Here is a 22,277-nt window from a genome sequence, read left to right on the forward strand (position 1 = left end):
GTTGTCTGTATTAACATCTCTCAGCGGCTACGGAGGAGTGAGGCTGCGGCATCTTTTCCTCTATTCTCCAACTTTGGACTGAATGCCTGCGCAAAGCTGCTTGTGTAATCGCCCCGTCGAAACGACGGGCTATTTGTTGTTGATGCTGCAATTGCGTCGGCAGATCAGAAGGAAAGGTGCGATCACCGACCAGCTCGAAACTGTCTTCATCCACCATTACCTGAGGGCTGACCGGGCGCGAATTATAGTTTGAGGCCATAGCTGCTCCGTACGCGCCGGTTGCATGGAAGACTGCCAGATCCCCCCGCTCAACGTGATCGATCGTCCGGTCGATGCCGAACATGTCACCGGTCTCGCAAATGGGCCCGGCGATGTTGGCAACCATCGTCCGCCCATCCGGACGGACCGCCGCGAAGCGGTGATATGCGTCGTAGAGCGCGGGACGTGCCAGATCGTTCATCGCGGCATCGACAATGACGAATGGGCGGCTCGGGCTCGGTTTAACCCAAATCACCCGCGTCAACAGCACGCCGGCTAGGCCGGTGATGATGCGACCGGGTTCGAACGTGAGGCTGACGTTCCAGTCGCGCGTCACCCGCGAAATCATCGACGCGTAATCGGCAAGCGACGGCATCACATCCTCGGGTCGATAAGCGATGCCGAGCCCACCCCCCAGATCGACCCGCGTGATCCTGTGCCCGCGTGCGCGCAGTTCGAGAATCAGCGCGCCGATCCGGCGGTAAGCGGCCTCCAGCGGATTTAGGTGGCCGATCTGACTGCCGATATGAAGCGCGATCCCTTGCAGATCGAGGCCATCGAGTCGCGCTAGCCGGTCGTACATGTCCAGCGCACCGGCGATATCGACGCCGAATTTGCTCGTCCGCCTGCCGGTCGTGATCTTGGCGTGCGTCCCGCCGTCGACATCGGGGTTCACGCGCAACACCGCCGGCGCACGCATGCCGCGTTGCCGCGCCAACTGCGCCAGAACGCGACCCTCTTCCTCCAGCTCCAGGTTGAACTGACCGATGCCGGCCTTCAGTGCGTCGATCAGTTCTCGATCGGTCTTCCCGACGCCAGAGAAGACCACGTCCGCTGGCGCGATGCCGGCATCCAAGGCCCGGCGCAGCTCGCCGCCCGATACGATGTCGGCCCCGTAGCCGCAGTCAGCGAGCAGCCGAAGGACGGCGCCGTTGGGGTTGGCCTTCACCGCAAAGGCGAATCGGGCGGTCGGTAGACCTTGCAGGGCAGAGGTAAACGCCTCCGCGGCATGCCGGAGCGCGCTTGCCGAATATACGTGGACGGGGGTGCCGACTGCATCGGCGATAGCGGGCAGGGGGACGCCCTCGGCGCACAGGACGCCATCACGATAGTCGAAGCAGCGCATGACAGGGGACCTTGCGTGTCAGTGTCCAAAGCCGTCGTCGGTCTGCCCGCGGCGACGCACGCGGGCAGCATGGACGACGTCGGCGGTGTGGCTGTGCCCGCGCCGCTCGGCGCGGAGCAACTGACCGACCCGCTTGCCGTGGATCATCAGCGGCAAGCCGAGCAGCGCGAGCGGAAAGAAGACGATCATCGCCGGGGAGCCGTCGAGCGCGAAGCACATCCCACAGGAGGATGCCAGCAGCGCAAAGCCGCCGGCTTTCCATTGCAGATCGCGACGGGTCATGCCGCCCGTGCCCGGTCACGCGGGAGATCACGATCGCCGATGACGATGTCTCCAGCCTTTGCGAGGCTTTCGCGCAAGCCCGGTCGATTATCGTCTGCGCGGCTGCCATGCCACAGCACGATGTCTGCCGGTACGTCGGCTTCGTCGGCCAGCGCTTCGATCATGTCCGCGACCTCAAAGGTGAGCCCGATCGCCGGTTCATGCAGACGGGCAGCTGCTACACGCGCCCGCCCGATCATCGCGGGCGAGCCATCAATGCCGCGGCCTTCGATCGCCGTGAAGCCGAGCGCCCTGGCGTGACGCACTGCCTTGATCAGCAATGTGCCGCAGGCGCAGTCGGCGTCGACCATACGGACGGAATGGCGCCGCTGCGCGCGCAAAGCAGCAAGCGCGGCGCAGATCTCAGTCCAGCGCGCATCATTGTGTGCGGCACGGCTGCCGAGGATCATGGACCGGGTAACCGTCGAGGTGGACGACGGACGATCAGCCGTGACGAACGGCTTGAGTTTCGATGTCATGGGAAATCCTTAGGCGGCGCGGCGCAGCGCGTGCTCGGCCGGAATTACCGGCTCGAAGGAAATGAGCGGAACCAGCGGTGCCGAGACGATCTCAAGGCTCGCGCGGTAGATCTGCCGCTCCGCTTCGGCGAAGCTGAGCGCTGCGCCGCGTGAGACGAATCGGCCCTCCATCTTTCGGCCGCTATCCTGCACGAGCCAGTGGCCCGCCTTGTCCTGACCGACGTAGATGATCGTCCCGCGTTCGTCGGGCTCCGGATTGGGTTCGGACGACATATCGCCTTTCAAACCTTCGATAATCGAGCGTCCAGCGCCCGCTTTTCTCAGGTACGAACCCCCGCATAGCATTTCGATATCGATTCCGGGAAAGAGCATATAGAGCGCATAAGCCTGCCAACGGCTCGTCGCATTAGGGTCGGCGAACGCGTGCTCTACAGCCAACGCGCCTTGCGAAAGCGCCAGTACAGCGCCGAACAGATCGTCAGGATCACGCCAATGGTTATGGGATAACCGTAGGGGCTCCGAAGCTCGGGCATATGCTCGAAGTTCATGCCGTAGATGCCGGCGATTGCAGTCGGCACGGCCAGGATTGCTGCCCAGGCTGCAAGCTGGCGTGTGATCGCGCCGGTGCGCTGCTGCTCGATAAGGTTGCTGAACTCGAACACCGATGACAGCAGATCGCGCAAGCCGCTCGCCATTGTCTCCACCCTGCGGACGTGATCCAGCACGTCCCGGAAGTACAGCCGAGCCTCGGCATCGACGCACGGCAGCCCGTTCTTGGACAACTTGCGGGCAGCTGCCCGTCCTTCAGCGCGTCTACGACCGCCAGTGGGTGGAGGTCGTGGAGACGTTGTAGCGTGTCGGTCTCATTGGCACACGGGTCGATCAGCGTAGCCAAACCGATCCCGGCCACGGCAACCGCGCTTGCCTTGCCGCAGCCGGCCCACGCCGCATCGAGCACGACGGTGGCGGCGAGCGCCGCCTATCCGCTCACGATCAGGCTGGCACGCTCAAGCTGCCGATCCGCCCATGCGCGCCGCAGCAGCGCAGCATCGGCCAGCCCAGCGATAACGGCGACGAGCGCGGCCAAGGCTGTCACAGATGCAGTTCGAGACCGGCACCGAACGTCTGTGGGTCGCCGACGATGCCGCGAAGGCCGTCAGGGGTGCGGTACTGGAGGTAATCCTCGTCCAGCAAGTTCCGGGCGAAGGCGAACACCGTCCAGCGACCGGCGTCATAGCCGAGCCGCGCATTCACCACCGTGCGGCCGGACACACGTGCTTGGTTCTGCGCGGTTCCGACATCGGTAAAGACGGCGCTGCGATAATTGGCGTTGACGTTGCCGGCGATGGCACCGACGCGGCCGTTGATCCCGCCCGCCAGCGTCCAGCGAGGCGCATAGGGGAATTGCGATCCGGCCAGGTTGACCGTGCTGGTCGAACCGGCTGGCAGATCGAAGCGATCGTACTTGGTCCGGACGTAGCCAGCCGAAGCATAAGCGTCGAACACGCGGTTGAGGCGGCCCTGCACCTCCAACTCCCCGCCATAGAGGTGCGACTTGCCGGCGTTCACCGTATTGTAGTCGAAAGCGTTGAGGCCGAAGAAGGCCGTCGTCTGCTGGTCCTTCCAATCGACGTAGAAGACGTTGGCATTGACCGTCAGCCTGCCGTCCAGCCAGCGCGAACGCAGCGAACCCTCGTAGTTCCAGCTATATTCCGGATCATAGGCGACGAGCGTCGCGCGCGCCGGGTTCTGGCTGGATCCGCCCGAGCGATAGGCGCGCTGCACGGTGAAGGCGGTGGTCAGGTCAGGCGTCCACTCCATGCTGAGGCCGGCCTTCGGCAGGAAGGCGTCGAAGCTGCGGGCGTTGCTGGCCCGCGCCGATGCCGCCTGCGCGACCAGGCCGAGCACGCCGCGGTTGATCGCGTTCACTGCCAGGTTGAGTGGCGTGCCAGCCGCGCCGAACGCGGCCGGGCTCGGCAATGTGCCGTTGAAGGTCGCGATCGTTTCCGCGCCGTAGCGGTTGTCCTCGTGATCGTAGCGGAAGCCGGCAAGCAGCGAGAGGCGATCGGTCACGCGCAGGCGGCCGTCGCCGAACAGCGCGGCGTTCTTCACCAGCAAGGGCTGATCGGCGCTATAGCGGACCGGGATCTGCGGCAGCGCGGTGGCATAGGCCGTTGCGATCTGCCTCGCAGCGGCGGCCGGGAAACCGCCCCTCTGCAACAGTCCGACGATCGTGGTGACAGGCGTCGCGATGTTCAGGCGGTTGTTGGCGTCGAGCCCGCCGGAGCGACGATAGGCCCAGGCACCCAGCACGCCACTCAGCCGCTCGCCATCGTAGTTGAGGCGAAGCTCCTGCGTCCAGGTCCGATAACGACTGTCATTGCTGATGAACTGGACGTCGGCGGCCGTGCCGTCCGCGTCCGTCTGCGCCAACGTCGCGGCACGATTGAACGAGGTGACACTCGACAACCGCAGGCGGGGGGCGATCTCATAGCCGACGTTCAGCACCGCGATGTCGGAGCGGATATAGCCGCGGTTGGGCTGGTCGCTGGTCGAGCGGCGATGACCGTAGAAGTCCGGCGTGGTGAGATTGGTATATTCGTAGAGATAGCCGCCATCGCGCCGGACGCGATTGTAGCTTGCCTTCACGTCGAGCCCGGGCAGCGACCGTGGCGTCCAGTGGAGCTTAGCGCGCAGGTTGAGCGTGCGCAGGCTGTCATCGTAACCACCTCGCGCGACGTTGCGGATGATGCCGCGATCCGCGCGGCGTTCGGCCGACAGACGAATGCCCAGCTCGTCGCGGATCAACGGACCGCCTGCCGCGGCCGAGAAGGTGCGATCGTTGCGGTCCGTCCACAGGATGCGTCCATCCGCACTGTAATCGGTCACGGACGCATCGCGGGTCGTCAGCACGATGGCACCGGCCAGCGCGTTCAAGCCCTGGATAGTGGATTGCGGCCCGCGCAGGATTTCGACCTGATCGATATCCCAGAGATCCGTAGGTCCCCCGAATAGCGCCTGGCGAGGGATGGGCGCACCGTCCACATACACGGTCGCCGTGTCCGCATCGCCGCCGGCACCTACACCCTTGTTGTTGATTCCGCGGATGGTGAAGCCGGCGGAGCCGTAGGTTTCCGAGACGTTGGCAGTGCGGTTGTAGACATCCTGGATCGTCAGGATGTTCTCCTGCCGGATGCGCTCGGGGGTCGTGACCGCGACGCTGGTCGTCGTTTCCTGAAGCGTCCGGTTCGACTTCTCACCGGTGACGATGATGTCGTCCGGTTGCGTTTCCTGCGTCGAGGCGGGCACTTCCTGCGCAAGGCAGGGTGTCGCAGCGAGCAGTGTGCCGGTGCATAGCAGGTAAGCGATCAGTCTCATTGTAGCCCCTCTTTTGAAGGGAGCTACAAATTTCCCTAATGAGAATCAATAGCAGATAATATCCGCATGCTTGGCGGCGTTTCGCCTTTCCTACGAGCGTCGGAATCGTCCGGTTGTGACGCCAGCCCGAAGCCCGCGGTTTTCCGCAAATTTTGGGGCGTCAGAAGTCCGCGTCAGATTGTCTGCGTGAGGAATGACCGGCCATCTGATACAGACTCACCATCTGCATTTGCTTCATACGGCCGAGCTGAACGGGCGTCCGCTTCTGGGAAGGGGAAAATGCTGGTGAATGACCGCAATTGGGTTATCGCAGGGCGGCACTTACAAGGATTTACCTATCGTTTCGACGTCACCGGCTGGCTTGGCAGCCATCCCCCTGCCGTTGCCACATACAGGCGTGCGACGTTGAGGAACTGTTGCGTCCGCGCAACGACCAGGCCATTGCTGGCACGCTGGTAGAGGCGTTCGGTCTCCAGCACTTGCAGGATGCCCGAATTGCCGACCTCGAAGCTGCGCCGCGACAGATGGCGCGAGCGTTCGGCCACTTGGACCGAGGCCTGCTGGTCGGCGACCGAGCGTCTGTCGTTCTGCAGCGCCGACAGCAGATCGGCGACTTGGCTGAACGCGACCAGCACGGTCTGTTCGTAGCTCGCCTGGCTGGCGCGGGCGCGGTTGACCGCCGCTGCGCGCTGCGCCTTCAGCGTGCCGCCATGAAAGATCGGCGCGGTCAGGCCGGCGAACAGGTCGTAGCCGCGGAAGGCGTTCTTGACGAGGTCGCCGACCCCCGGTGCGCCCTGGGTCAGCGTCGCGCCCAGCGTGATGTCGGGATAGAGGCGCGCGGTGGCGACGCCGATCGCGGCGGTGGCGGCGTGCAGCTGCGCCTCTGCCTGGAGGATGTCGGGGCGGCGATGGACCAGCGCTGACGGCAGCGCAACAGGGATCGTCGCCGGCAGGGTCAGCCGGTCGAGTGCGATATCCGTCGGGGGTAGTGCGTCCGGCGTGGTGCCGAGAAGGGTCGCGAGCAGGTGTCGCGCCTCCGCCAGTTGCTGGTCGAGCTGCGGCAGGTCGCCGCGGTCGGCGGCATATTGGCTCTGTGCGTTGAGCACCTCGACCAACGTGCCCTCGCCGCCGGTCCGGCGCTTCTGCGTCAGGTCGACGTTGCGCTGGTCGTCGGCGAGCAACGCTTTGGCGGTGGCGATCTGCGCGTTCAGCGCGGCGATGGTCAGCACCTGATTGACCACCTGCCCTGCGATGGTCAGGTGTGCCGCCTCGGTCTGGCGCTGCTGCGCTTCGGCCTGGGCGGCGCTCTGTTCGACGCTGCGGCGCAGACCGCCGAACAGGTCGAGGTCGTAGCTGATGCCGCCGCCCACGGTGTACAAATGGAACTGCGGGTTGCCGCCGGGAGCGAGCGGGTTGGCGCCGGAAAAGCCGAACGCGGCGAGGTTGACCTGCTGCTGGTCGACGCGCGCATTGGCATCGACCTGCGGCAGGCGGCGGCCGGCAATCGCGCGGACCTCGTCGCGGCTGGCGGCGAGCGTCGCATTGCTCGCCGCGAGGCTGCGGTTGTGGGCGATCGCCTGATCGACCAGCGCGTCGAGCTGCGGCGAGCCGAAGGCGGTCCACCAGCGCTGCTCGGGCCCGTCGCCGAACACGACGCGCGGCGGCGGCGCCTCGCCGGCGGGCTGATAGCCGGTCGCGGCGGGGGCCGGCGGCCGCGCGAAATCGGGGCCGACGGTGCAGCCGGCGAGGGCGCCAGACGCGATGGTGGCGAGGAGCAGGGGGGCGATGCGCATCGGATCAGTCCATGTGGATCGTCGGGCCGTCGCCGCCGCCGGCGCGGGGGCGGCGCATCAGCAGCAACAGCGGAATGACGGCAAGGGTAAGGATGAAGAGCAGCCAGAAGGCATCGACGTACGAGACCATCGCCGCCTGCCGCGTGATCTGCGCGTTGAGCATCGCGACCGCCGACGGCGCGTCGAAGTCGAACGTGGAGGGCAGCAGCGGATTGTCCGGCCGGATGCCCTCGACCAGTCGCGCGTGCACGGTCGCGCCGTTGCGGATGGTTAGCGCCTGCAACATCGAGATGCCGACCGCCGAGCCGATGTTACGGGTCAGCGTGAACATCGCCGCGCCTTCGTTGCGGTAGCGCGTATCCAACGTCGCGAAGGCGATCGTGGTCAACGGCACGAAGACGAGACCGGTGCCGATGCCCTGGATGAAGCCCGAGACGATCACCAGCCGCTCGTTCATACCGAGCGTGAAGCCCGACATGATGTGCAGCGAAAACGCGGCGATGGAAAAGCCGACAAAGATCAGCAGGCGCGCGTCGACCGACTTGATCAGCCGGCCGACGACGATCATCGAGATCAGCGTGCCGATGCCGCGCGGCGCGGTGACGAGCCCGGTCAGCACCACCGGATAGCCCATCAGTGTTTCCAGCATCGTCGGCAGCAGCGCCAGCACGCCGAACAGCACGGTGCCGAGGAAGAAGCCGAAGATCGATCCGGTCAGGAAGTTGCGATCCTTGAACATGCCGATGTCGATGAACGGGCGGCGGGCAGTCAGTGTGTGGACGACGAACAGATAGCCGAAGAACACGCCCAGCGCCGCCTCCAGGCAGATTTCGGTCGAGCTGAACCAGTCCTTGGTCTGACCGCGATCGAGCATCAGCTGGATCGAACCAATCGCCAGCGCCAGCATCGCGAAGCCGAACAGGTCGAGCCGCGGTCGGGCAGCATCCTTGGTTTCGGTCAGAAACGCGGACAGGCCGGCAAAGGCGAGCGCGCCGATCGGCAGATTGATGTAGAAGACCCAGCGCCACGACAGATTGTCGGTCAGCCACCCGCCCAGCGCCGGGCCGATGATCGGCCCCAAGATCGCGCCCATCCCCCATACCGCCATGGCCGGGCCGTGGCGTTCGGGCGGGTTGATATCGAGCAGGATCGCCTGGCTCATCGGCACCAGCGCCGCGCCGAACACGCCCTGCAGCAGGCGGAAGCCGACCAGCTCGCCCAAGCTGTTGGCGATGCCGCACAGGCCGGAGACGGCGGTGAAGCCGACGATCGACCACAGCATCAGCCGCTTGCGCCCGAACCGCCCGGCCAGCCAGCCGGTCAGCGGGGTCATGATCGCGGCGGCGACGATGTAGGAGGTGAGCACCCAGGTGATCTCCTCGCCCGAGGCGGAGACGCTGCCCTGGATATGCGGCAGCGCGACGTTGGCGATCGTGCTGTCGAGCGAGTTCATCACCGTCGCCGCCATCACCGAAGCGGTGATGAAGCGCCGCGATATCGGGTCCGGATAGGCGCCGGTCATCGGGCGGCGGCGTCACCGCCGAACAGGCGGCGGCGATAGCCGGTGTCGACCGTTACCTCGACGCTGAGCCCGGCATGCAACGGCACGTTCTGGGGCAGGCGATCGATGCTGAATTCGACCGGCAGGCGCTGGACGACCTTCACCCAATTGCCGGTGGCATTTTCCGCCGGCAGCAGGGCGAAGCTGTTGCCGGTGCCGGGGCTGAAGCTGGTCAACCGGCCGGTCAGTTCGAGGTCGGGGAAGGCATCGACATGGAAGGTCGCGCGCTGCCCGACCCGCATGTGGTTGAGCTGGTCTTCTTTGAAATTGCCCTCGATCCACAGGCGCGTGCCCGCCAGCGTGAACACCGGCTTGGCGGCGGTAACGTAGCTGCCGCGCTGCAACTGATCGACCTTGGTGACGATGCCGTCCTGCGCGGCGCGCACGACCGTGTAGCCGAGGTTGAGGCGGGCGCGCTCCAGCGCGGCCTCCGCCCGCTGCACCGCCGGCTGCACCGCGGTCGGCGCGTCGACGCTGCCGGTCAGCGTCGCGGCGACGCCGGCGTTCTGCTGCACCGAGGTCAGGATCTGCTGGCGTGCGGTCTGCGCGGCGAGCACCGCCTGGTCGTATTGGTTCTGCGACGAAATGCCCTCGGCGAGCAGCGACTTCTGCCGCGCCGCCTCGCGTTCCGCATAGTCGAGGCGTGCGCGTGCCGCCGCAAGGCCGGCCTCGCCCTCGCGATAATTGGCGCGCAGCAACGACACCTGCGTCCGCGCATTGGCAAGGTCTGCCGCCGCCTCGTCCACGGCGGCCTGGAAGGGGGCGGGATCGATGCGGAACAGGATGTCGCCCGCGCGCACGCGCTGGTTGTCGTGAACCATGACCGCGACCACCGGTCCGCTTACGCTGGCGGCGACCGGCACCAGCCCCGCCTTCACATAGCCATTGTCGGTCGACTGAGAACGCCCGCCGCTCAGATAGACGAACAGGCCGATCACGATCGCAAGGACGGGGGCGGCGAGCAGCAGCGGCAGACGCAGCCGGCTGCGTCGTGCCGGCGTCGGGTCGACCGCCGCGACGACGGGGGCCGGATCGGTGATTGGCGGCGCATCGGTCAGCGTGTCGCTGCCGGCCGGATGGTCGGGTCGGGAATCGGGGCGGTCGTCCAGGCTCATGTTACCTCGCGGATCCGGGACTCACCCCGCTGATCTCGGTCAATATCGCGCCGGTGCACCCACTGGAAATGGAAAGCAACCTGATTATAAGGTGACTTACTGATAAGAGGAGCTGACCTTTATCGGTGGGGCCTCGAAGCACGGACGGTGGACGTGCAAAAAGAGGTGCCGTCGCAACGATTTGCCTGACGAGGATGTTCGATGACCCCTGCTGCCGAAGCCTCGCCCGACCCCGCCGTCCCGGACGGGCAGCGCAGCTTCGCCTCGCAGGTCGCGCTGATCGCTAGGCTGCTGCGCAAACGCTTCGACGAGCGCGCCCGGGCGATGGCGTTGACCACAGACGAGGCGCTGACCCAGGCGCAATGGCGCGCACTTGGCGCGATCTGGCTCCATCCCGGCTCTACGCAGAAGGCGATGGCGGAGAAGCTGGAGATCGGTCCGGTGGCGATGGGCCAGACGCTCGACCGGTTGGAGGCGCTGCAATGGGTCGAACGGCGCAGCGATCCCGGCGACCGCCGGGTCAAACGACTATATGCGACTGACGCGGCGGAGCCGGTGGTCGCCCGGCTCGGCCTGCTTGCGGGCCGCGAGGACCATTATGCCAGCGTTAGCCTGTCACCAGAAAAGATGCAGACACTGACCGGATTGCTCGACGAGGTGATCGAGGCACTCGCCTCGACCGCGTAGGCGAAAACGGCTCCTGCCGGTTAACGGGCCTGCAATCTGCCTGGTTAAGATGAACGAATGGTTGGAACTGAGGCGAGACCCCGACTCACCGGATGACCGCTTCTGGGTCGTCGTGGCGGAGGGGAGAGTTGCAGCTCTTGCCCATACCCGGACGTTAGCCACCAAGATCGGTTTGCCCGATGGGTGAAATTCATCCAGCTTCAACAGATAGGCAATCATCCTGTCACGAACTTTCGCTGGCGATGGCTTCATCGCATTGGCTTCCTATGCACCGTTCTTGTCGCGATCGAGATCGTCTGGGCTGGGGCATTTGTTGGATCAGCGTGGTGGCGTGATCGAGAACGTGATGCTGAAGCTCGTGCACATTCAAGCGTTCATCGTGGCGAATTGCTCACTGACCTGACAGCGATCGATCCGAGCAGCGGAGCAATCTCTCGACTTGGTGTGTTCGCCCCAATGGCCATGTTGGGACCGGACGCGGTTCGTTTGGGTGTCCATCCCGCCTTGTCAGATTACGCCTATGCGCTGGCAATGCGAAGGCGTGGCGCAGTAGCGCAAGGTCTTGTCGTGGTATTCGAGCGCCGGGCAGACTAGACCGAGGACCAAAAGACATACCGCTTCCAAGTGCCTGTTGCCGAGTTTAACCAGGTTATGTCGCAGTTCGACGCCGTCACCGATGGTTATGCAGGCGGCGACCGCTTGTGCACCGATGGAACCAAATACGCGTTCGAACGGCGTCGCGGCTCGCTGACTACGTCGGGCACGAGCGTGAGCAGGTGTGACAGCACCTACGAGCGCGCTGCCAGTATCCTAATCGAGTTCGCTCGCCGGTTCTCGCCGCTGCCGAAATTGCTTCGCTGACAAGTCCGCTTGTTACATTTCGATCCCCAAAGCGGCCGTTCCTCTTGCTACCCCAATAGGCGGCACACAGTCAGCCCAGCATTTGGGTCAATACCTGGGTCTCGCGTGATGAACGAATGCCAGAAAGCGGGAAGCGATCTGGCAGCTTCGAATGACGGCTATTGGGTCATCGTGTGTTTTCTCCTGCTCGCCGTGGCGCGATTCGACGTTGTTCACGATAGCGCAGGAGCGCTTCTACGGCGTCAGTCTGGATCAGGCGCGCGCCCATATCGGTCAAACGCCCCCAGACCGCGGCGGGATCGCGGCGGGCCTCCGGATCGCCGCCCATGCCGGTCACGAAGCCCGTGAACAGCGTGTTGATCCAGATCGGCACGCCCAGCGTCCGCGCGCGGGTCATGACCGTCGGCAGCGTCGTCAACGGCAGGACCGGCAGTTCGAAGGCGATCGGCTTGATCCGCCCTTGCATCTGCGTGGCGATGATCTGCGGCACGTCGGCAGCTGCGGTATCGGCGGTGATCGGGATCACCATGAACGGCACGCGGTCGTAGGGCGGGATGGTGGCGAGCGGGACGGAGGCGACGCCCGCGAAGGTCTTGACGATCACCCGGTCCTGCACGCCGGCGCGATGCACGGCATCGACGACCTCGCCGTAGATCATGTCCTTCACGTCGAGGTTGAGGACGATGCGGCCCTTCGCCAGAGCGAGCAATTCGTCGAGCGTAGGGATTTGCTGGTCGGAGAGAGGGGCTGCCGCGCCGCCTTCGTCCTGCCTCAGCAGCAAAGCCTTCAACTGCGCGAGGCTGAGGTCGGCGACCTTGCCGGTGCCGTTCGTCGTCCGGTCGACGGTGTCGTCGTGCATGATGACGAGATAGCCGTCACGGCTGCGCCGAACGTCGGTTTCCATCACGTCGGCGCCCAATGCGACGCACTGGCGCAGCGCCGCGAGCGAGTTTTCCGGCGTGGTCCCAAGCCCGTGCAGCGGCGCGGCTTCGTGACAGCCGCGATGGGCGACCACGATCAGGCCGCCGTTGGGATCGGCGAGACGGTGCAGCGCGTCGCCCGGGGCCGCCTGGACGGCGGAACAGGCAAGACACGTGGCGGCGATGGCGAGAAGCGGGCGATACATGGGGGGCTTTCGTGGGAGGCGGCAGGTGGGGCGGGCGGCCGTTGGCGGGCCGCCCGGTGTGAGGAGCAGAGCGGTCAGCGGTTCACCATGCGCGGCTGACGATCAGGCGCACGTTGCGGCCGAACAGCGGCCGGCCGAAGATCGCGGTCGGCACACCTTGGCCGAAGCGGTCGCCTGCGGTATTGCCTTCGGTGAAGCCGTGCGCATTGGTGATGTTGTCGCCGACGACCTGCACCTGCCACGCGCCGTTCGACACGATCCCGCCGAGCCCGAACGCACCATATGCGGGCAGCGCGGTGGAATTGAAGAAGTCGGTGTAGCGGCGACCGACGTAATCGTAGCGGCCGTAGAGGCTGACGTTGGTCGCGCCGACGGTGAAGTCGGCGGTCGGGCGCACGTTCAGGAACAGCTTGGGCTCGCGGATGATCTGCTTGCCGTTGGCGCGGCTGCCATCGAGGCCCGTATTGCTGCTGAAATTGAGGTAGCGCGGGTTCTGGACGGTCACCGACCCGGCGAGCGAGAAGGGGCCGGGCAGGCGCAGGCGGCCATCGGCCTCCATGCCCTTCGTTTCGGCGGTGCCGACGAAGGTCGTCGTCACGTCGGCGCGGCCGGTTGCCGAGTTGAAGCCCGCAAAGCTGGCGTTGAGCGGATCGAACTTGGTGTAGAAGCCGGTGACGTAGAGGTACGAACCACCGGCGGTGAGCTTGATGCCCGCTTCGTACAGCTTGGCCTTGGTCGGGATCACCGCGGGCGTGGGATAGGTGAAGGCGATCGTCGTGTTTAGCGGCACCTCGAGCTGCGACGCGCGCAGGTACATGCCGATATGGTGGGTGAGGTCGTAATTGGCGCCGACGGTCCAGTTGCTTGCCTGCTGCTTCAGGCGCAGCGTGCCGATGCCACCGGTGAAGCCGCGCGTGTTGTTGTCGGCGAACGTCGTGGGATCGCCGAGATTGTATGATGCGGTCAGACGGCCATAGCCGCTGTAGCTGTACCATTCGTGGCGGATGCCGGCGTCTAGGCGCAGCCGGTCGGTAATGTCCCAGGTGTCGGTGCCGTAGAGCGCGATCAGCTGGCCATCGACGTTGCCCGCGTTCAGCGATACCGCATCGTTGAGCGAGCCGTTGTCGGTGACATAGCCCTGCACCGCGCCGTTCGCGGAATAGGCGGCGAGATCGAGCGTCTTCGGCTGCGATGTCACCTGCACCAGATAGTTCTGATAGGCGGTGAACATCTTCTGGCCCCACAGCGAGCCATAGGTGCCGATGCGCACGTCATGCGTGCCGATGCCGGTGTCGAGCTTGCGCGTGACCGACAGGTCGCCCTGCGTCGAATAGAAATCGGTCTGGATCGCGCGATATTGCGCCTGCATCACCAGCCCCGAATCCGCCGACGGGTCATAGGCGCCAAGGCCGTTGGTGCCCGAAAAGCTGTAGCCCATCCGTGCGACATTCGGCCCGAAGGCAGTGGTCGCCGGAGCAAGATAGCTATTGGCGAAGCTGGTCGCATCGACGGGGTTCGACGTCGAATAGAAGGCGTCGAAATGCATGGTGCCCAGCGTCATCCCGCCTTTGGCGGAGACGTGCCAGGGGCCATAGTCACCTTCGTAATCCGCCGCAAAGTTGCCGAAGCGGATGTGGCGGCCGTTGGCGAGGTCGCCGCGCTGGTCCTGGATCGTGCCGGTCGCGTCGCGATAGCGGATATTCACGTTGCGGAGCGACGGCGTGTTCAGCGTGCCGTCGAAATAATCGAGGTATTTGTTCAGGCTGACCGACGGATTGCGCGGGTCGTTGGTCGGGATCGACAGATAGAACAGGTTGTGATCGTCGGTATATTGCGCCGACAGCTTGATGAACCCGTTCGCCAGATCATGTTTGATGTTGGCGCGGATCTGGCCGCCCTTGTCGCTGGGGAAACCGGAGTCGCGATAGCCGTCGTGATAGCGCAGGAAGCCGCCGACCGCATAATAGGTGTCACCACCCAGAGGACCCGCCTGATAGGCGTCGAGCCGGTAATAGCCCGTGTCGCCGACCGTCGCCTGCACCTTGCCACGCGTGGTATCGGTGCCGGTCACCTCGATCACGTTGGCGATCGCCGCCGCGGTGCTGGCGTAGATCGGCGCCGGGCCGCCGCGCACGACCTCGATCCGGTCGGTCATCAGGTCGAGCCGGTTCATGCCGTCGCCCTGGTTGAAGAACCAGCCGTCCAGTTCCTGGAACAGCGGCAGGCCGTCCTGCTGATAATAGAGGAAGCCGCGATCGGTCGGGATGCCGCGCACCCGGGTGATGTTCTGTACTTCGCCGCCGGTCGCCTCGACATGGATGCCGGGCAGCGTGCCGATCAGGTCGGTCGTGCTCTTGGGCGCCAGCTTCTGGATATCGGCCTGCGACAGCGAGTTGACGGCGTAGGAGACGTCGAATCGGCGTTGCTGGCGCGCGGAGCCGGTGACGATGATGTCGGACGGTTGATCGTCCTGCGCGGCTGCGGTCGCAGTCGCAGTCGCAGTCGCGGTCGGCGCCGCGGCGGTTGCAGCGGTGGTCTGCGCACCGGCGATCTGCGGCAGGAACGGCATACCGCACAGCGCGGCGCCCATCAGCAATCTGGTCTTCATCATGGCCCCCCAAAGGTCTGGATGCGGGGGCCATGGCGGCGGTCGATGACAGTTTTATTTGCTTACATGTAATTAAATCGCCGATTGCGCCGTGACGGCATGAATCGGGATCATCGCCGCGCCGATCACGACCGCACGACTGCCGATCGGCGAGGCGTGGATGGCGGGCAAGCTCGACCGATAATTGTCGTTGCGCGTCTGCCATCGCGCCGACAGGCCGTCTGCGATCCGCCGCAGCAGCGGCAAGGGCAGGGCGCCCGAGACGACCACCGCGCCCGGATCGAGCCACACGGTGCCGCTGATCACCGCCTGATCCAGCTGCTCCGTCACCCGGTCGGCCCAGCCCGCGATCAGTGGGCCCTGCGTGTCGAGCAGCGTTTCGATCTGGGCGAGCGAATCGATGTCGACGCCTGCCTCGCGCAGCACGCGCAGCAGATCGATGCCGGAGGGGCGCTCGTGATGGCCCGGGAACAGGCGGCCGACCTCGCCGGCATTGCCATGTTCGCCCAGGAACAGGTCGCGCTCGGCGATCAGGCCGCCGCCGATGCCGTGGCCCAGGAACAACGTCAGCACCGATCGGTAGCGGCCGATGATGCCGTCCTGATAATATTCGGCCAAGGCGGCGGCGCTCGCGTCATTCTCGATCCAGACCGGCATGCCCAGCGCATCGCCGATCACCTCGGCAAGCGGCACGTCGTTCCAGCCCGCCACGCGGTCGACCACGATGCGCCGGTTGCGATCACCGGGCATTGCATAGCCGGGCACCGCGACGCCCATGCCCAGAAACTTGCCGCGCATGAAGCCATGCGTGGCGGCGAGCGCGGCCAGCCGTCGTTCGACGACCTGGGCGAAGACGCGCGGATCGGGACTGTCGAAGGGCGTCGCGTCATGGGCCAGCGCGCGACCGCGAAAATCGACGATGACCAGTTCCAGCCAGCCGGGGTGCGGCGCCGCGCCGATCGCCCAGCCGCCCTGGCCCGACACGGTCAGGGGCACCATCGGCCGGCCGCGGGTGTGCGCGTCCACCGTCTCGCGCTCCTCGATCAGGCCCAGCGCGAGCAGCGATTGCGTCAGCCGCGTCATCGTCGCGCCGTTCATGCCGAGCTGATGGGCCAAGCGCGTCCGCGGCGCGGCACCCTCGATGCGCAACTGCATCAGGACGCGGCGTTGCGGCTCGTTCAGCACGATGAGGGGGCGATGCGGGCGGGCCATGGCGCACCGATATATTTGCGCGATGTCAAATAAATGAAAGTCGGCGCGGATAGGGCGCGCGGTCATGACGACCATTCCCTCCGATCCGTGCCCGTCGCGATCACATCCGCTGGCGGTGCAGCTGGGGTATAGCGCCGGCAATCTCGGCAAGAGCGTGATCTGGACCAGTTTCGAAAGCGTCATGCTGTTCTACCTGGTCACGATCGCCGGCTTCGCCCCCCTTTCGGCGGGAATGGTGCTGGCGGTCGCACTGCTCTGGGATGCGGCATTCGACCTGGCGGTCGCGCGCTGGGCCGACGCACATGGGGGAGCGACGGGCCTCGTAAGGCTGGTCCTGATCGGCGCGCCACTGTGCGGCATCAGTTTCTGGATGATCTTTGTGGCAGAAGCGCCTGCAGCGGTGGCAGCCGCCATCATCGCGTGCCGGATCGGCTATTCGTTTTGCGATGTCGGCCATAATACGCTGTTGATCCGGGTGGCGCGGTCATCGGCTGATGCCGGTCGGGTATCGGGGCTGCGTCTGTTGTTCAGTGCGGCGGGTGTCGCGCTGCTGTCCCTCGCCGCGGGATCGAGCCTGTCACGCACCGGTGCGTCGGCCCAGCATGCTTCCTTCGCAAGTTCGGCGATGCTCGCCGGTGCGCTTTACGTCGCGACCCTCTTTCTGGCCGTATGGGCGACGCGCAACCTGTCGGGAGGCCCGGCTGTGGCACGTCAGGAGCGAAGGCTACGGCCGCTATGGGTCTATTGGCGCGACGCGCAGTTCCGTCGGCTCCTGCTGGTGATCGCCGCACAGGCGGGGCTGGTGCCGCTGTTCCAGCGCGCGCTGCCCTTCTATGGCGCCGCCGTTCACGGAGACCCCGCCTGGGCCGGGTCGGCGCTGTTGACGATGACGATCGCGCAATCCGGCGCGCTGGTAGGCTGGATCGCGGCATCGCGCCGCTATTCGGCGCGTGGGATCGCCGTGGCCGCGCATGGCATCGCCTTGATATCCTTGATCGGCCTGACCGTGACGACGTCGGTGCCGGTCGCCATGGTCCTGATGGCGACCCTGGGCGTCGCACTGGGCGGGATGAACCTTGCCATCTGGTCGTTGCTGACTGCCATCGTGCAAGCGTCATGGGCGACGGGGACTCGACAGGACGCGACCCCCGTAGGCCTCTTCCTGACCGTTTTGAAAGCAGCAGCAGCGGTCGGCAACCTGCTGCTTGCAGTGATCGTCGCTGCCGTGTCGCATGGGTTGCCCGACAATGTCGTCGAGGGAGGCAACCTGCTGCCGGTCGTCGCCACTGTGGTGCCGGTGGCTGGCTGTGTCATCGTCCTGAGCCTGCTTGTGCGACAGCCGGGCAGGGAAGCATCGGGAAATCAAGCTTGCTTGGGCTTGTAATACTTTAGGTCGACATCTTGATAGAATTGTCGGTTTATGGAGGATGCTACGGCTGAGACTCAATCAGAGCCAGAATGCGAGCGCGGTTGCGATGGCGACGCCTGAGAGGAAGTTGACGGCGAGCTTATCGTAGCGGGTAGCGACACGGCGGAAGTCCTTGAGACGGCAGAAGGCGTTCTCGATCAAGTGGCGGCCGCGGTATCTGTCTTTATCATATCGGATCGTGCGTTTGCGGTTTCGCCGTCCGGGAATTACGGGACGGCTCTGGCATCACGTAGATAACGGCGCATCGTAGCCCTTGTCGATCAACGTTCAAGACCTACACGAGGAACGGCAAGGTCCGGGTGCGCTGGCTGACTCATGCGCAGGTCGATCGTCTCCTCGGGGAACTTCCGGCTCATCAGCAGGACCTGATGCTGTTCGCGCTCGCCACCGGGCTGCGGCAGGGAAATATCAAGAGGCTGACCTGGGATCAGGTCGATCTCACCCGCCACATCGTCACGATCGAGCACGGGGAGACCAAGAATGGCGAGGCGCTGGGTGTGCCGCTCAACGATCTCGCGGTCTCGGTTCTCGAGCGGCAGATGGGCAAGCAGTGCGAGCACGTATTCACCTATGCCGGGGCGTCCGATCGGGCAGGTGAATACGCGGCATTGGCGGGCGGCCTTGAATCGGGCCGGCATCGCCGATTTCCGCTGGCACGACCTGCGCCATACCTGGGCGAGCTGGCTACGGCAGAATGACGTGCCCACCTGGGTGCTTCAGGAGCTGGGCGGCTGGAAATCGGAAGCGATGGTGCGCCGCTACGCGCACATGTCGACGAAGCATTTGCAGCCCTACGCAGACCAGCTGATTTTCGAGGGCACAAAGGCTCCGGCCCGACCCTCGGGCATCAACCCCGGTCAAGGGCACAAAAATGGTCACAGGGACAGACCGACCCGGATCCGGCTCGTCGCCGAGGCGGACTTAAGTCATTCATTGTGAAGGAAAGGAGGTGGTGGACGCACTTGGGCTCGAACCAAGGACCCGCTGATTAAGAGTCAGCTGCTCTACCAACTGAGCTATGCGTCCATGACCTGGCCTGTTTGGTGGCGCTTTGGAGAGGCGCCGGCCCCGTCGGGAGGCGGCCAATTAGCAGGCGTTTCGGATCGTGCAAACCCTTTTTTGCGTTGCGGCGGATTTTTTCGCTTACCAGCGAACGCGGCGGCGATTTTCGCGGTCGATCGACATCAGAATGCCCATGCAAAACAGCACGGTAAGTTGGGCGGAACTGCCGAAACTGACCAGGGGCAACGGAATGCCGACGACCGGTGCCAGGCCCATCACCATCGACAGGTTGATCGCGACGTAGAAGAAGATCGTCGTGGCGAGGCCTGCGGCGGTGAGGCGGGCGAAGCGCGTGTTTGCCTGCTGCCCGACGTTCACGCCCCATCGGATCACGAGCAGGAAGGCGAGGATCAGCAGACAGCCCCCGACGAGGCCCCATTCCTCCGCCATCGTTGCGAAGACGAAGTCGGTGTGGCCTTCGGGCAGATAGTCGAGGTGGCTCTGCGTACCGTTGAGGAAGCCCTTGCCCCACAGCCCGCCCGAACCGATCGCGATCTTGGACTGGCTGATGTGATAGCCGGTGCCGAGGGGGTCACTTTCGGGATCGAGGAAGATGAGGATGCGATTTCGCTGATAGTCGTGCAGCGCATATTGGAAGGCGAGGGGGCCTGCGACCGCGATTCCGAGCGCGCCACCGACGAACAGGCGCATCGGAACACCCGCCAGGAACATCACCGCGATGCCGCCGCCGGTGACCATCAGCGCGGTGCCGAGATCGGGTTGCTTGGCGATCAGCGCGGCAGGAATGCCGATCAGCAGGCCGGCAGGCCAGATCGCGCCGAAGCGCCGCGTCTCGCCGGGCGGGAGCATGTCGTAGAAGCGCGCGCAGGCCAGCACGATGGCGGGCTTCATGAATTCGGATGGTTGCAGCTTGATGCCGACGTCGAGCCAGCGCTGGCTGCCGCCGCGTACCGCGCCGACCAGTTCAACCAGCACCAGCGCAATGACGATGACGACATAGGCCGGCAACGCCGCCGATCGCCAGACGCGTTCGGGCACGTAGGAGACCGCCAGGGCCATGCCCAGCAGGATGAAGAAGCGGACGCCCTGCGACAGCGCCCAGGGCTGTAGGGAGCCGCCGGCGGCGGAATAGAGTACGATTTGGCCGAAGGTGCCGATCGCAATAATGAGCAAAATGACCCGCCAGGGCAGCCGCGCGATCGGATCGGGGATCAGATGGCCACGGCTCACTGCGTGTTGCCCGCAGCGTCGTCGGGAGAGTCGGTGTCGCTCGGCACGTCGCCGTTGGCGACGGCGGGGCCCATCGCCGCCTGCGTCGCATTGGCGAGATCGGTCGCCGCCTCCACCGCGTCCGAATCGCTGGGGACGGTGGAATCGGTCTTGGTGGCGTTGGCCGCGGGCTGCGGTGCCTGGGCGGCGCGATAGGCGGCGGCTTCGGCAGCCATGCGCGTCTTGATGTCGCCGCCCCAAGTGGGTTCGACGTCAGCGAGGCTCTTCATCGCGCGGTCGCGATCGAACAGCCACGTCATGATGTCGCGGCCGATCATCGGCGTGTCGAGATTGCGGACGGTGTGGCCATTGTGTTCGAGCACGACCGCGGCGGCGTAGCGGGGATTGTCGGCGGGAGCGAAGCAGACGAACAAAGCGTGGTCGCGCAGCTTGAAGGGCAATTGCCCGTTCTTGAGCACGCCCGCGCGCCGTTCTGCCATGGTGATGCGGCGGACCTGGGCGGTGCCCGTCTTCGCCGCGATGGCGACGCCCGGGATCAGCAGCCGCGCCGCGCCGCCGGTGCCGCCCTGGTTCACCACGCCGTACATCGCGTCCCTAACGATCGCGAGATGCTCCGAAGCGAGCGGCAGCGCCGGTGCGTCGAGGTGGACGTGATGCGAGAGCAGGCTCGGCTGCAACGCGCGACCCGACGCGAGCCGCGCCGCCATGACGGCAAGCTGCAACGGGTTGGCGAGCACATAGCCCTGGCCGATCGACGCGTTCAAACCGTCAGCGACGGTCCATTTCGTCTTGTATTTCCGCAGCTTCCATTCGGAATCTGGCACCGTGCCGTAACGCTGCGTCGCCAGCGGCAGATCGAACTTCTGCCCCAGCCCCATCATCCGCGCGATCGGGGCGATCTTGTCGTAGCCGACACGGCGGATCATTTCGTAGAAATAGATGTCGCAGCTCTGTTCGATCGCGCCCTTCAGGTCGAGCGGACCGTGGCCGCCGCGCTTGTGGCAGTGGAAGACGCCGGTGCCGACGCGCATCGCGCCCGAGCAGACGACGCGGTCATGCGCGCCGACGCCTGCGGCGAGCAACGCGAGACCGTTCATCGGCTTCACCGTCGATCCCGGCGGGTACAGCCCCTGCGTCACCTTGTTCATCAAGGGGACGTGATCATTGTCCGACAGCATCTTCCATTCGAGATGACTGATGCCGTCCGAGAAGCTGTTGGGATCGTAGGCGGGCATCGACACCATCGCGAGCATCTCACCCGTGCGACAGTCGATCACCACCGCCGAGCCCGAATTCGTGCCAAGCCGGCGTGCGGCATATTCCTGCAGCCCGGCGTCGATCGTCAGCTTCTGCGTCTTGCCGGGGACGTCGGCACGAGTGGGCAGTTCGGCGACGACCTTGCCGCGTGCGGTGACTTCGACGCGCTTGGCGCCTGGTGTGCCGCGGAGTTCACTTTCCAGCTGCTTTTCAAGGCCATCCTTGCCGAGCTTGAAACCCGGTGTGACGAGCAGGGGATCGTGCGTCTTCTTATATTGTTCGGCGTTGGCCGCGCCGACATAGCCGGTCAGGTGCGCGACCGCGGCGCCGGCCGGGTAGTTGCGCGCGAAGCCGCGGGTGGGCGCGACGCCGGGCAGTTCGGGCTGGCGCAGGCTGATCGCGGCGAAGCGATCCCAGCTGATGTTTTCCGCCACCTGCACCGGCTGGAAGCCCGCCGCCCCCTTCAGGTCGATACGAATTCGCTCGACCTCGTCGGGCGGCAGGTCGAGCAGCGTGGCGAGCCGCGCGAGCACGCGGTCGCGACCCGCATCGCCGCCCTCCAGCCGATCGGGAATGATATCGACGCGGAAATCGGTGCGATTGTCGGCGATGGCGGCGCCATGACGATCGACGATCCAGCCGCGCCGCGGGGGGATCATCGTCAGGTTGACGCGGTTGCTTTCGGCCAGAAGGTTGTATTTCTCGTTCTGGGCGATCGCGAGATAGCCCATGCGGCCGGCGAGCATGACGCCGACGGCGCCCTGCGCGGTGCCGAGCAGCCACGCCCGGCGCGAGAAGCTGTATGCCTGCATC

18 protein-coding genes, 1 tRNA gene and 2 pseudogenes are annotated in these 22,277 nt (G+C 65.4%); 5 read left to right on the top strand and 16 right to left on the bottom strand.

The genetic code is table 11. From position 1 onward, the window contains the following. Positions 1-10: 10 nt before the first annotated feature. From lysA to SPHME3_RS0111290, 9 genes and pseudogenes are all read right to left on the bottom strand, one after another. On the bottom strand, positions 11-1,384 hold the full coding sequence (lysA, locus tag SPHME3_RS0111245; RefSeq protein ID WP_017979060.1) for a diaminopimelate decarboxylase: 1,374 nt from the start codon (positions 1,382-1,384) through the stop codon (positions 11-13). A gap of 18 nt (positions 1,385-1,402) precedes the next feature. Further along, the gene (locus SPHME3_RS0111250) at positions 1,403-1,666 is read right to left on the bottom strand and encodes a hypothetical protein (protein WP_017979059.1); all 264 of its coding nucleotides are present in this window, start codon (positions 1,664-1,666) and stop codon (positions 1,403-1,405) included. After that, on the bottom strand, positions 1,663-2,184 hold the full coding sequence (locus tag SPHME3_RS0111255; protein ID WP_020486516.1) for a class I SAM-dependent methyltransferase: 522 nt from the start codon (positions 2,182-2,184) through the stop codon (positions 1,663-1,665). The genes SPHME3_RS0111250 and SPHME3_RS0111255 overlap by 4 nt, the downstream gene beginning before the upstream one ends. Positions 2,185-2,193: 9 nt before the next feature. After that, positions 2,194-2,622, bottom strand: coding sequence for a hypothetical protein (locus SPHME3_RS21550; RefSeq protein WP_231292021.1), 429 nt, complete (start codon positions 2,620-2,622; stop codon positions 2,194-2,196). After that, positions 2,613-2,975 (bottom strand): annotated as a pseudogene (locus tag SPHME3_RS0111265) (CorA family divalent cation transporter); the annotation flags it as partial. The gene SPHME3_RS21550 and the pseudogene SPHME3_RS0111265, both read right to left, overlap by 10 nt. A 301-nt stretch (positions 2,976-3,276) precedes the next feature. Then, positions 3,277-5,562 (bottom strand): TonB-dependent receptor, encoded by a 2,286-nt coding sequence (locus SPHME3_RS0111275; RefSeq protein WP_017979054.1) that lies wholly within the window; start codon positions 5,560-5,562, stop codon positions 3,277-3,279. A gap of 335 nt (positions 5,563-5,897) precedes the next feature. Next, positions 5,898-7,355: an efflux transporter outer membrane subunit gene (locus SPHME3_RS0111280; RefSeq protein ID WP_017979053.1), complete on the bottom strand. Its 1,458-nt coding sequence runs from the start codon at positions 7,353-7,355 to the stop codon at positions 5,898-5,900. Between the two features lie 4 nt (positions 7,356-7,359). Continuing rightward, positions 7,360-8,877 (bottom strand): DHA2 family efflux MFS transporter permease subunit, encoded by a 1,518-nt coding sequence (locus SPHME3_RS0111285; RefSeq protein WP_017979052.1) that lies wholly within the window; start codon positions 8,875-8,877, stop codon positions 7,360-7,362. Beyond that, on the bottom strand, positions 8,874-10,031 hold the full coding sequence (locus tag SPHME3_RS0111290; protein WP_018250720.1) for an HlyD family secretion protein: 1,158 nt from the start codon (positions 10,029-10,031) through the stop codon (positions 8,874-8,876). The genes SPHME3_RS0111285 and SPHME3_RS0111290 overlap by 4 nt, the downstream gene beginning before the upstream one ends. 201 nt (positions 10,032-10,232) lie before the next feature. Here SPHME3_RS0111290 and SPHME3_RS0111295 point away from each other — a divergent pair, with 201 nt between their 5' ends. Next, the gene (locus SPHME3_RS0111295) at positions 10,233-10,718 is read left to right on the top strand and encodes a MarR family winged helix-turn-helix transcriptional regulator (protein ID WP_017979050.1); all 486 of its coding nucleotides are present in this window, start codon (positions 10,233-10,235) and stop codon (positions 10,716-10,718) included. A 624-nt stretch (positions 10,719-11,342) separates the two neighbouring features. Beyond that, positions 11,343-11,579, top strand: a complete 237-nt coding sequence (locus SPHME3_RS0111305; RefSeq protein ID WP_020486515.1) for a hypothetical protein — start codon at positions 11,343-11,345, stop codon at positions 11,577-11,579. Between the two features lie 166 nt (positions 11,580-11,745). On the opposite strand, the gene SPHME3_RS0111310 is transcribed toward SPHME3_RS0111305, so the two are convergent. From SPHME3_RS0111310 to SPHME3_RS0111320, 3 genes are all read right to left on the bottom strand, one after another. Beyond that, entirely contained in the window at positions 11,746-12,705 is a 960-nt protein-coding gene (locus SPHME3_RS0111310; protein ID WP_017979047.1) for a glycerophosphodiester phosphodiesterase family protein, read from the bottom strand. Between the two features lie 82 nt (positions 12,706-12,787). Then, positions 12,788-15,316 carry a TonB-dependent receptor gene (locus tag SPHME3_RS0111315; RefSeq protein ID WP_017979046.1) on the bottom strand — a complete coding sequence of 843 codons (2,529 nt, stop codon included), beginning with the start codon at positions 15,314-15,316 and terminating at the stop codon, positions 12,788-12,790. A gap of 69 nt (positions 15,317-15,385) precedes the next feature. Next, a complete protein-coding gene (locus SPHME3_RS0111320) occupies positions 15,386-16,525 on the bottom strand; it encodes an ROK family transcriptional regulator (protein ID WP_026151816.1) in 1,140 nt (379 codons plus the stop codon). Between the two features lie 64 nt (positions 16,526-16,589). On the opposite strand from SPHME3_RS0111320, the gene SPHME3_RS0111325 reads away from it, so the two are divergent. Then, positions 16,590-17,909, top strand: a complete 1,320-nt coding sequence (locus SPHME3_RS0111325; protein ID WP_020486513.1) for an MFS transporter — start codon at positions 16,590-16,592, stop codon at positions 17,907-17,909. 63 nt (positions 17,910-17,972) lie between these two features. Here the strand turns inward: SPHME3_RS0111325 and SPHME3_RS20705 are convergent. Further along, a pseudogene (locus SPHME3_RS20705) lies at positions 17,973-18,167 on the bottom strand (IS5/IS1182 family transposase); the annotation flags it as partial. An 86-nt stretch (positions 18,168-18,253) separates the two neighbouring features. On the opposite strand from SPHME3_RS20705, the gene SPHME3_RS21685 reads away from it, so the two are divergent. Both SPHME3_RS21685 and SPHME3_RS21690 read left to right on the top strand, forming a co-directional pair. Next, positions 18,254-18,652 (top strand): tyrosine-type recombinase/integrase, encoded by a 399-nt coding sequence (locus SPHME3_RS21685; protein WP_024310554.1) that lies wholly within the window; start codon positions 18,254-18,256, stop codon positions 18,650-18,652. Beyond that, complete coding sequence (locus SPHME3_RS21690; RefSeq protein WP_250638205.1) at positions 18,549-18,893, top strand: tyrosine-type recombinase/integrase; 345 nt, start codon at positions 18,549-18,551, stop codon at positions 18,891-18,893. The genes SPHME3_RS21685 and SPHME3_RS21690 overlap by 104 nt, the downstream gene beginning before the upstream one ends. 11 nt (positions 18,894-18,904) lie before the next feature. Here the strand turns inward: SPHME3_RS21690 and SPHME3_RS0111340 are convergent. The 3 genes from SPHME3_RS0111340 to mrdA all read right to left on the bottom strand — a co-directional run bounded on the left by SPHME3_RS0111340 (position 18,905) and on the right by mrdA (position 22,276). Then, positions 18,905-18,980, bottom strand: a tRNA-Lys gene (locus SPHME3_RS0111340). A gap of 117 nt (positions 18,981-19,097) precedes the next feature. Further along, on the bottom strand, positions 19,098-20,207 hold the full coding sequence (gene rodA, locus SPHME3_RS0111345) for a rod shape-determining protein RodA (RefSeq protein WP_017979042.1): 1,110 nt from the start codon (positions 20,205-20,207) through the stop codon (positions 19,098-19,100). Beyond that, positions 20,204-22,276 carry a penicillin-binding protein 2 gene (mrdA, locus tag SPHME3_RS0111350; RefSeq protein WP_232479717.1) on the bottom strand — a complete coding sequence of 691 codons (2,073 nt, stop codon included), beginning with the start codon at positions 22,274-22,276 and terminating at the stop codon, positions 20,204-20,206. The genes rodA and mrdA overlap by 4 nt, the downstream gene beginning before the upstream one ends. Between the last annotated feature and the right edge of the window lies 1 nt (position 22,277).

Source organism: Sphingomonas melonis DAPP-PG 224, from assembly GCF_000379045.1.
In the GTDB taxonomy this organism is placed as follows: domain Bacteria; phylum Pseudomonadota; class Alphaproteobacteria; order Sphingomonadales; family Sphingomonadaceae; genus Sphingomonas; species Sphingomonas aquatilis.

Bases quoted from the DNA above. Each gene is read 5' to 3' on its own strand.
- lysA (WP_017979060.1), bottom strand. From the start codon at position 1,384: ATGCGCTGCTTCGACTATCGTGATGGCGTCCTGTGCGCCGAGGGCGTC.
- SPHME3_RS0111290 (WP_018250720.1), bottom strand. From the start codon at position 10,031: ATGAGCCTGGACGACCGCCCCGATTCCCGACCCGACCATCCGGCCGGC.
- mrdA (WP_232479717.1), bottom strand. From the start codon at position 22,276: ATGCAGGCATACAGCTTCTCGCGCCGGGCGTGGCTGCTCGGCACCGCG.
- SPHME3_RS0111315 (WP_017979046.1), bottom strand. From the start codon at position 15,316: ATGATGAAGACCAGATTGCTGATGGGCGCCGCGCTGTGCGGTATGCCG.
- SPHME3_RS0111295 (WP_017979050.1), top strand. From the start codon at position 10,233: ATGACCCCTGCTGCCGAAGCCTCGCCCGACCCCGCCGTCCCGGACGGG.
- SPHME3_RS0111310 (WP_017979047.1), bottom strand. From the start codon at position 12,705: ATGTATCGCCCGCTTCTCGCCATCGCCGCCACGTGTCTTGCCTGTTCC.
- SPHME3_RS0111320 (WP_026151816.1), bottom strand. From the start codon at position 16,525: ATGGCCCGCCCGCATCGCCCCCTCATCGTGCTGAACGAGCCGCAACGC.
- SPHME3_RS0111255 (WP_020486516.1), bottom strand. From the start codon at position 2,184: ATGACATCGAAACTCAAGCCGTTCGTCACGGCTGATCGTCCGTCGTCC.
- SPHME3_RS0111250 (WP_017979059.1), bottom strand. From the start codon at position 1,666: ATGACCCGTCGCGATCTGCAATGGAAAGCCGGCGGCTTTGCGCTGCTG.
- SPHME3_RS0111280 (WP_017979053.1), bottom strand. From the start codon at position 7,355: ATGCGCATCGCCCCCCTGCTCCTCGCCACCATCGCGTCTGGCGCCCTC.
- SPHME3_RS0111325 (WP_020486513.1), top strand. From the start codon at position 16,590: ATGACGACCATTCCCTCCGATCCGTGCCCGTCGCGATCACATCCGCTG.
- SPHME3_RS0111275 (WP_017979054.1), bottom strand. From the start codon at position 5,562: ATGAGACTGATCGCTTACCTGCTATGCACCGGCACACTGCTCGCTGCG.
- SPHME3_RS0111285 (WP_017979052.1), bottom strand. From the start codon at position 8,877: ATGACCGGCGCCTATCCGGACCCGATATCGCGGCGCTTCATCACCGCT.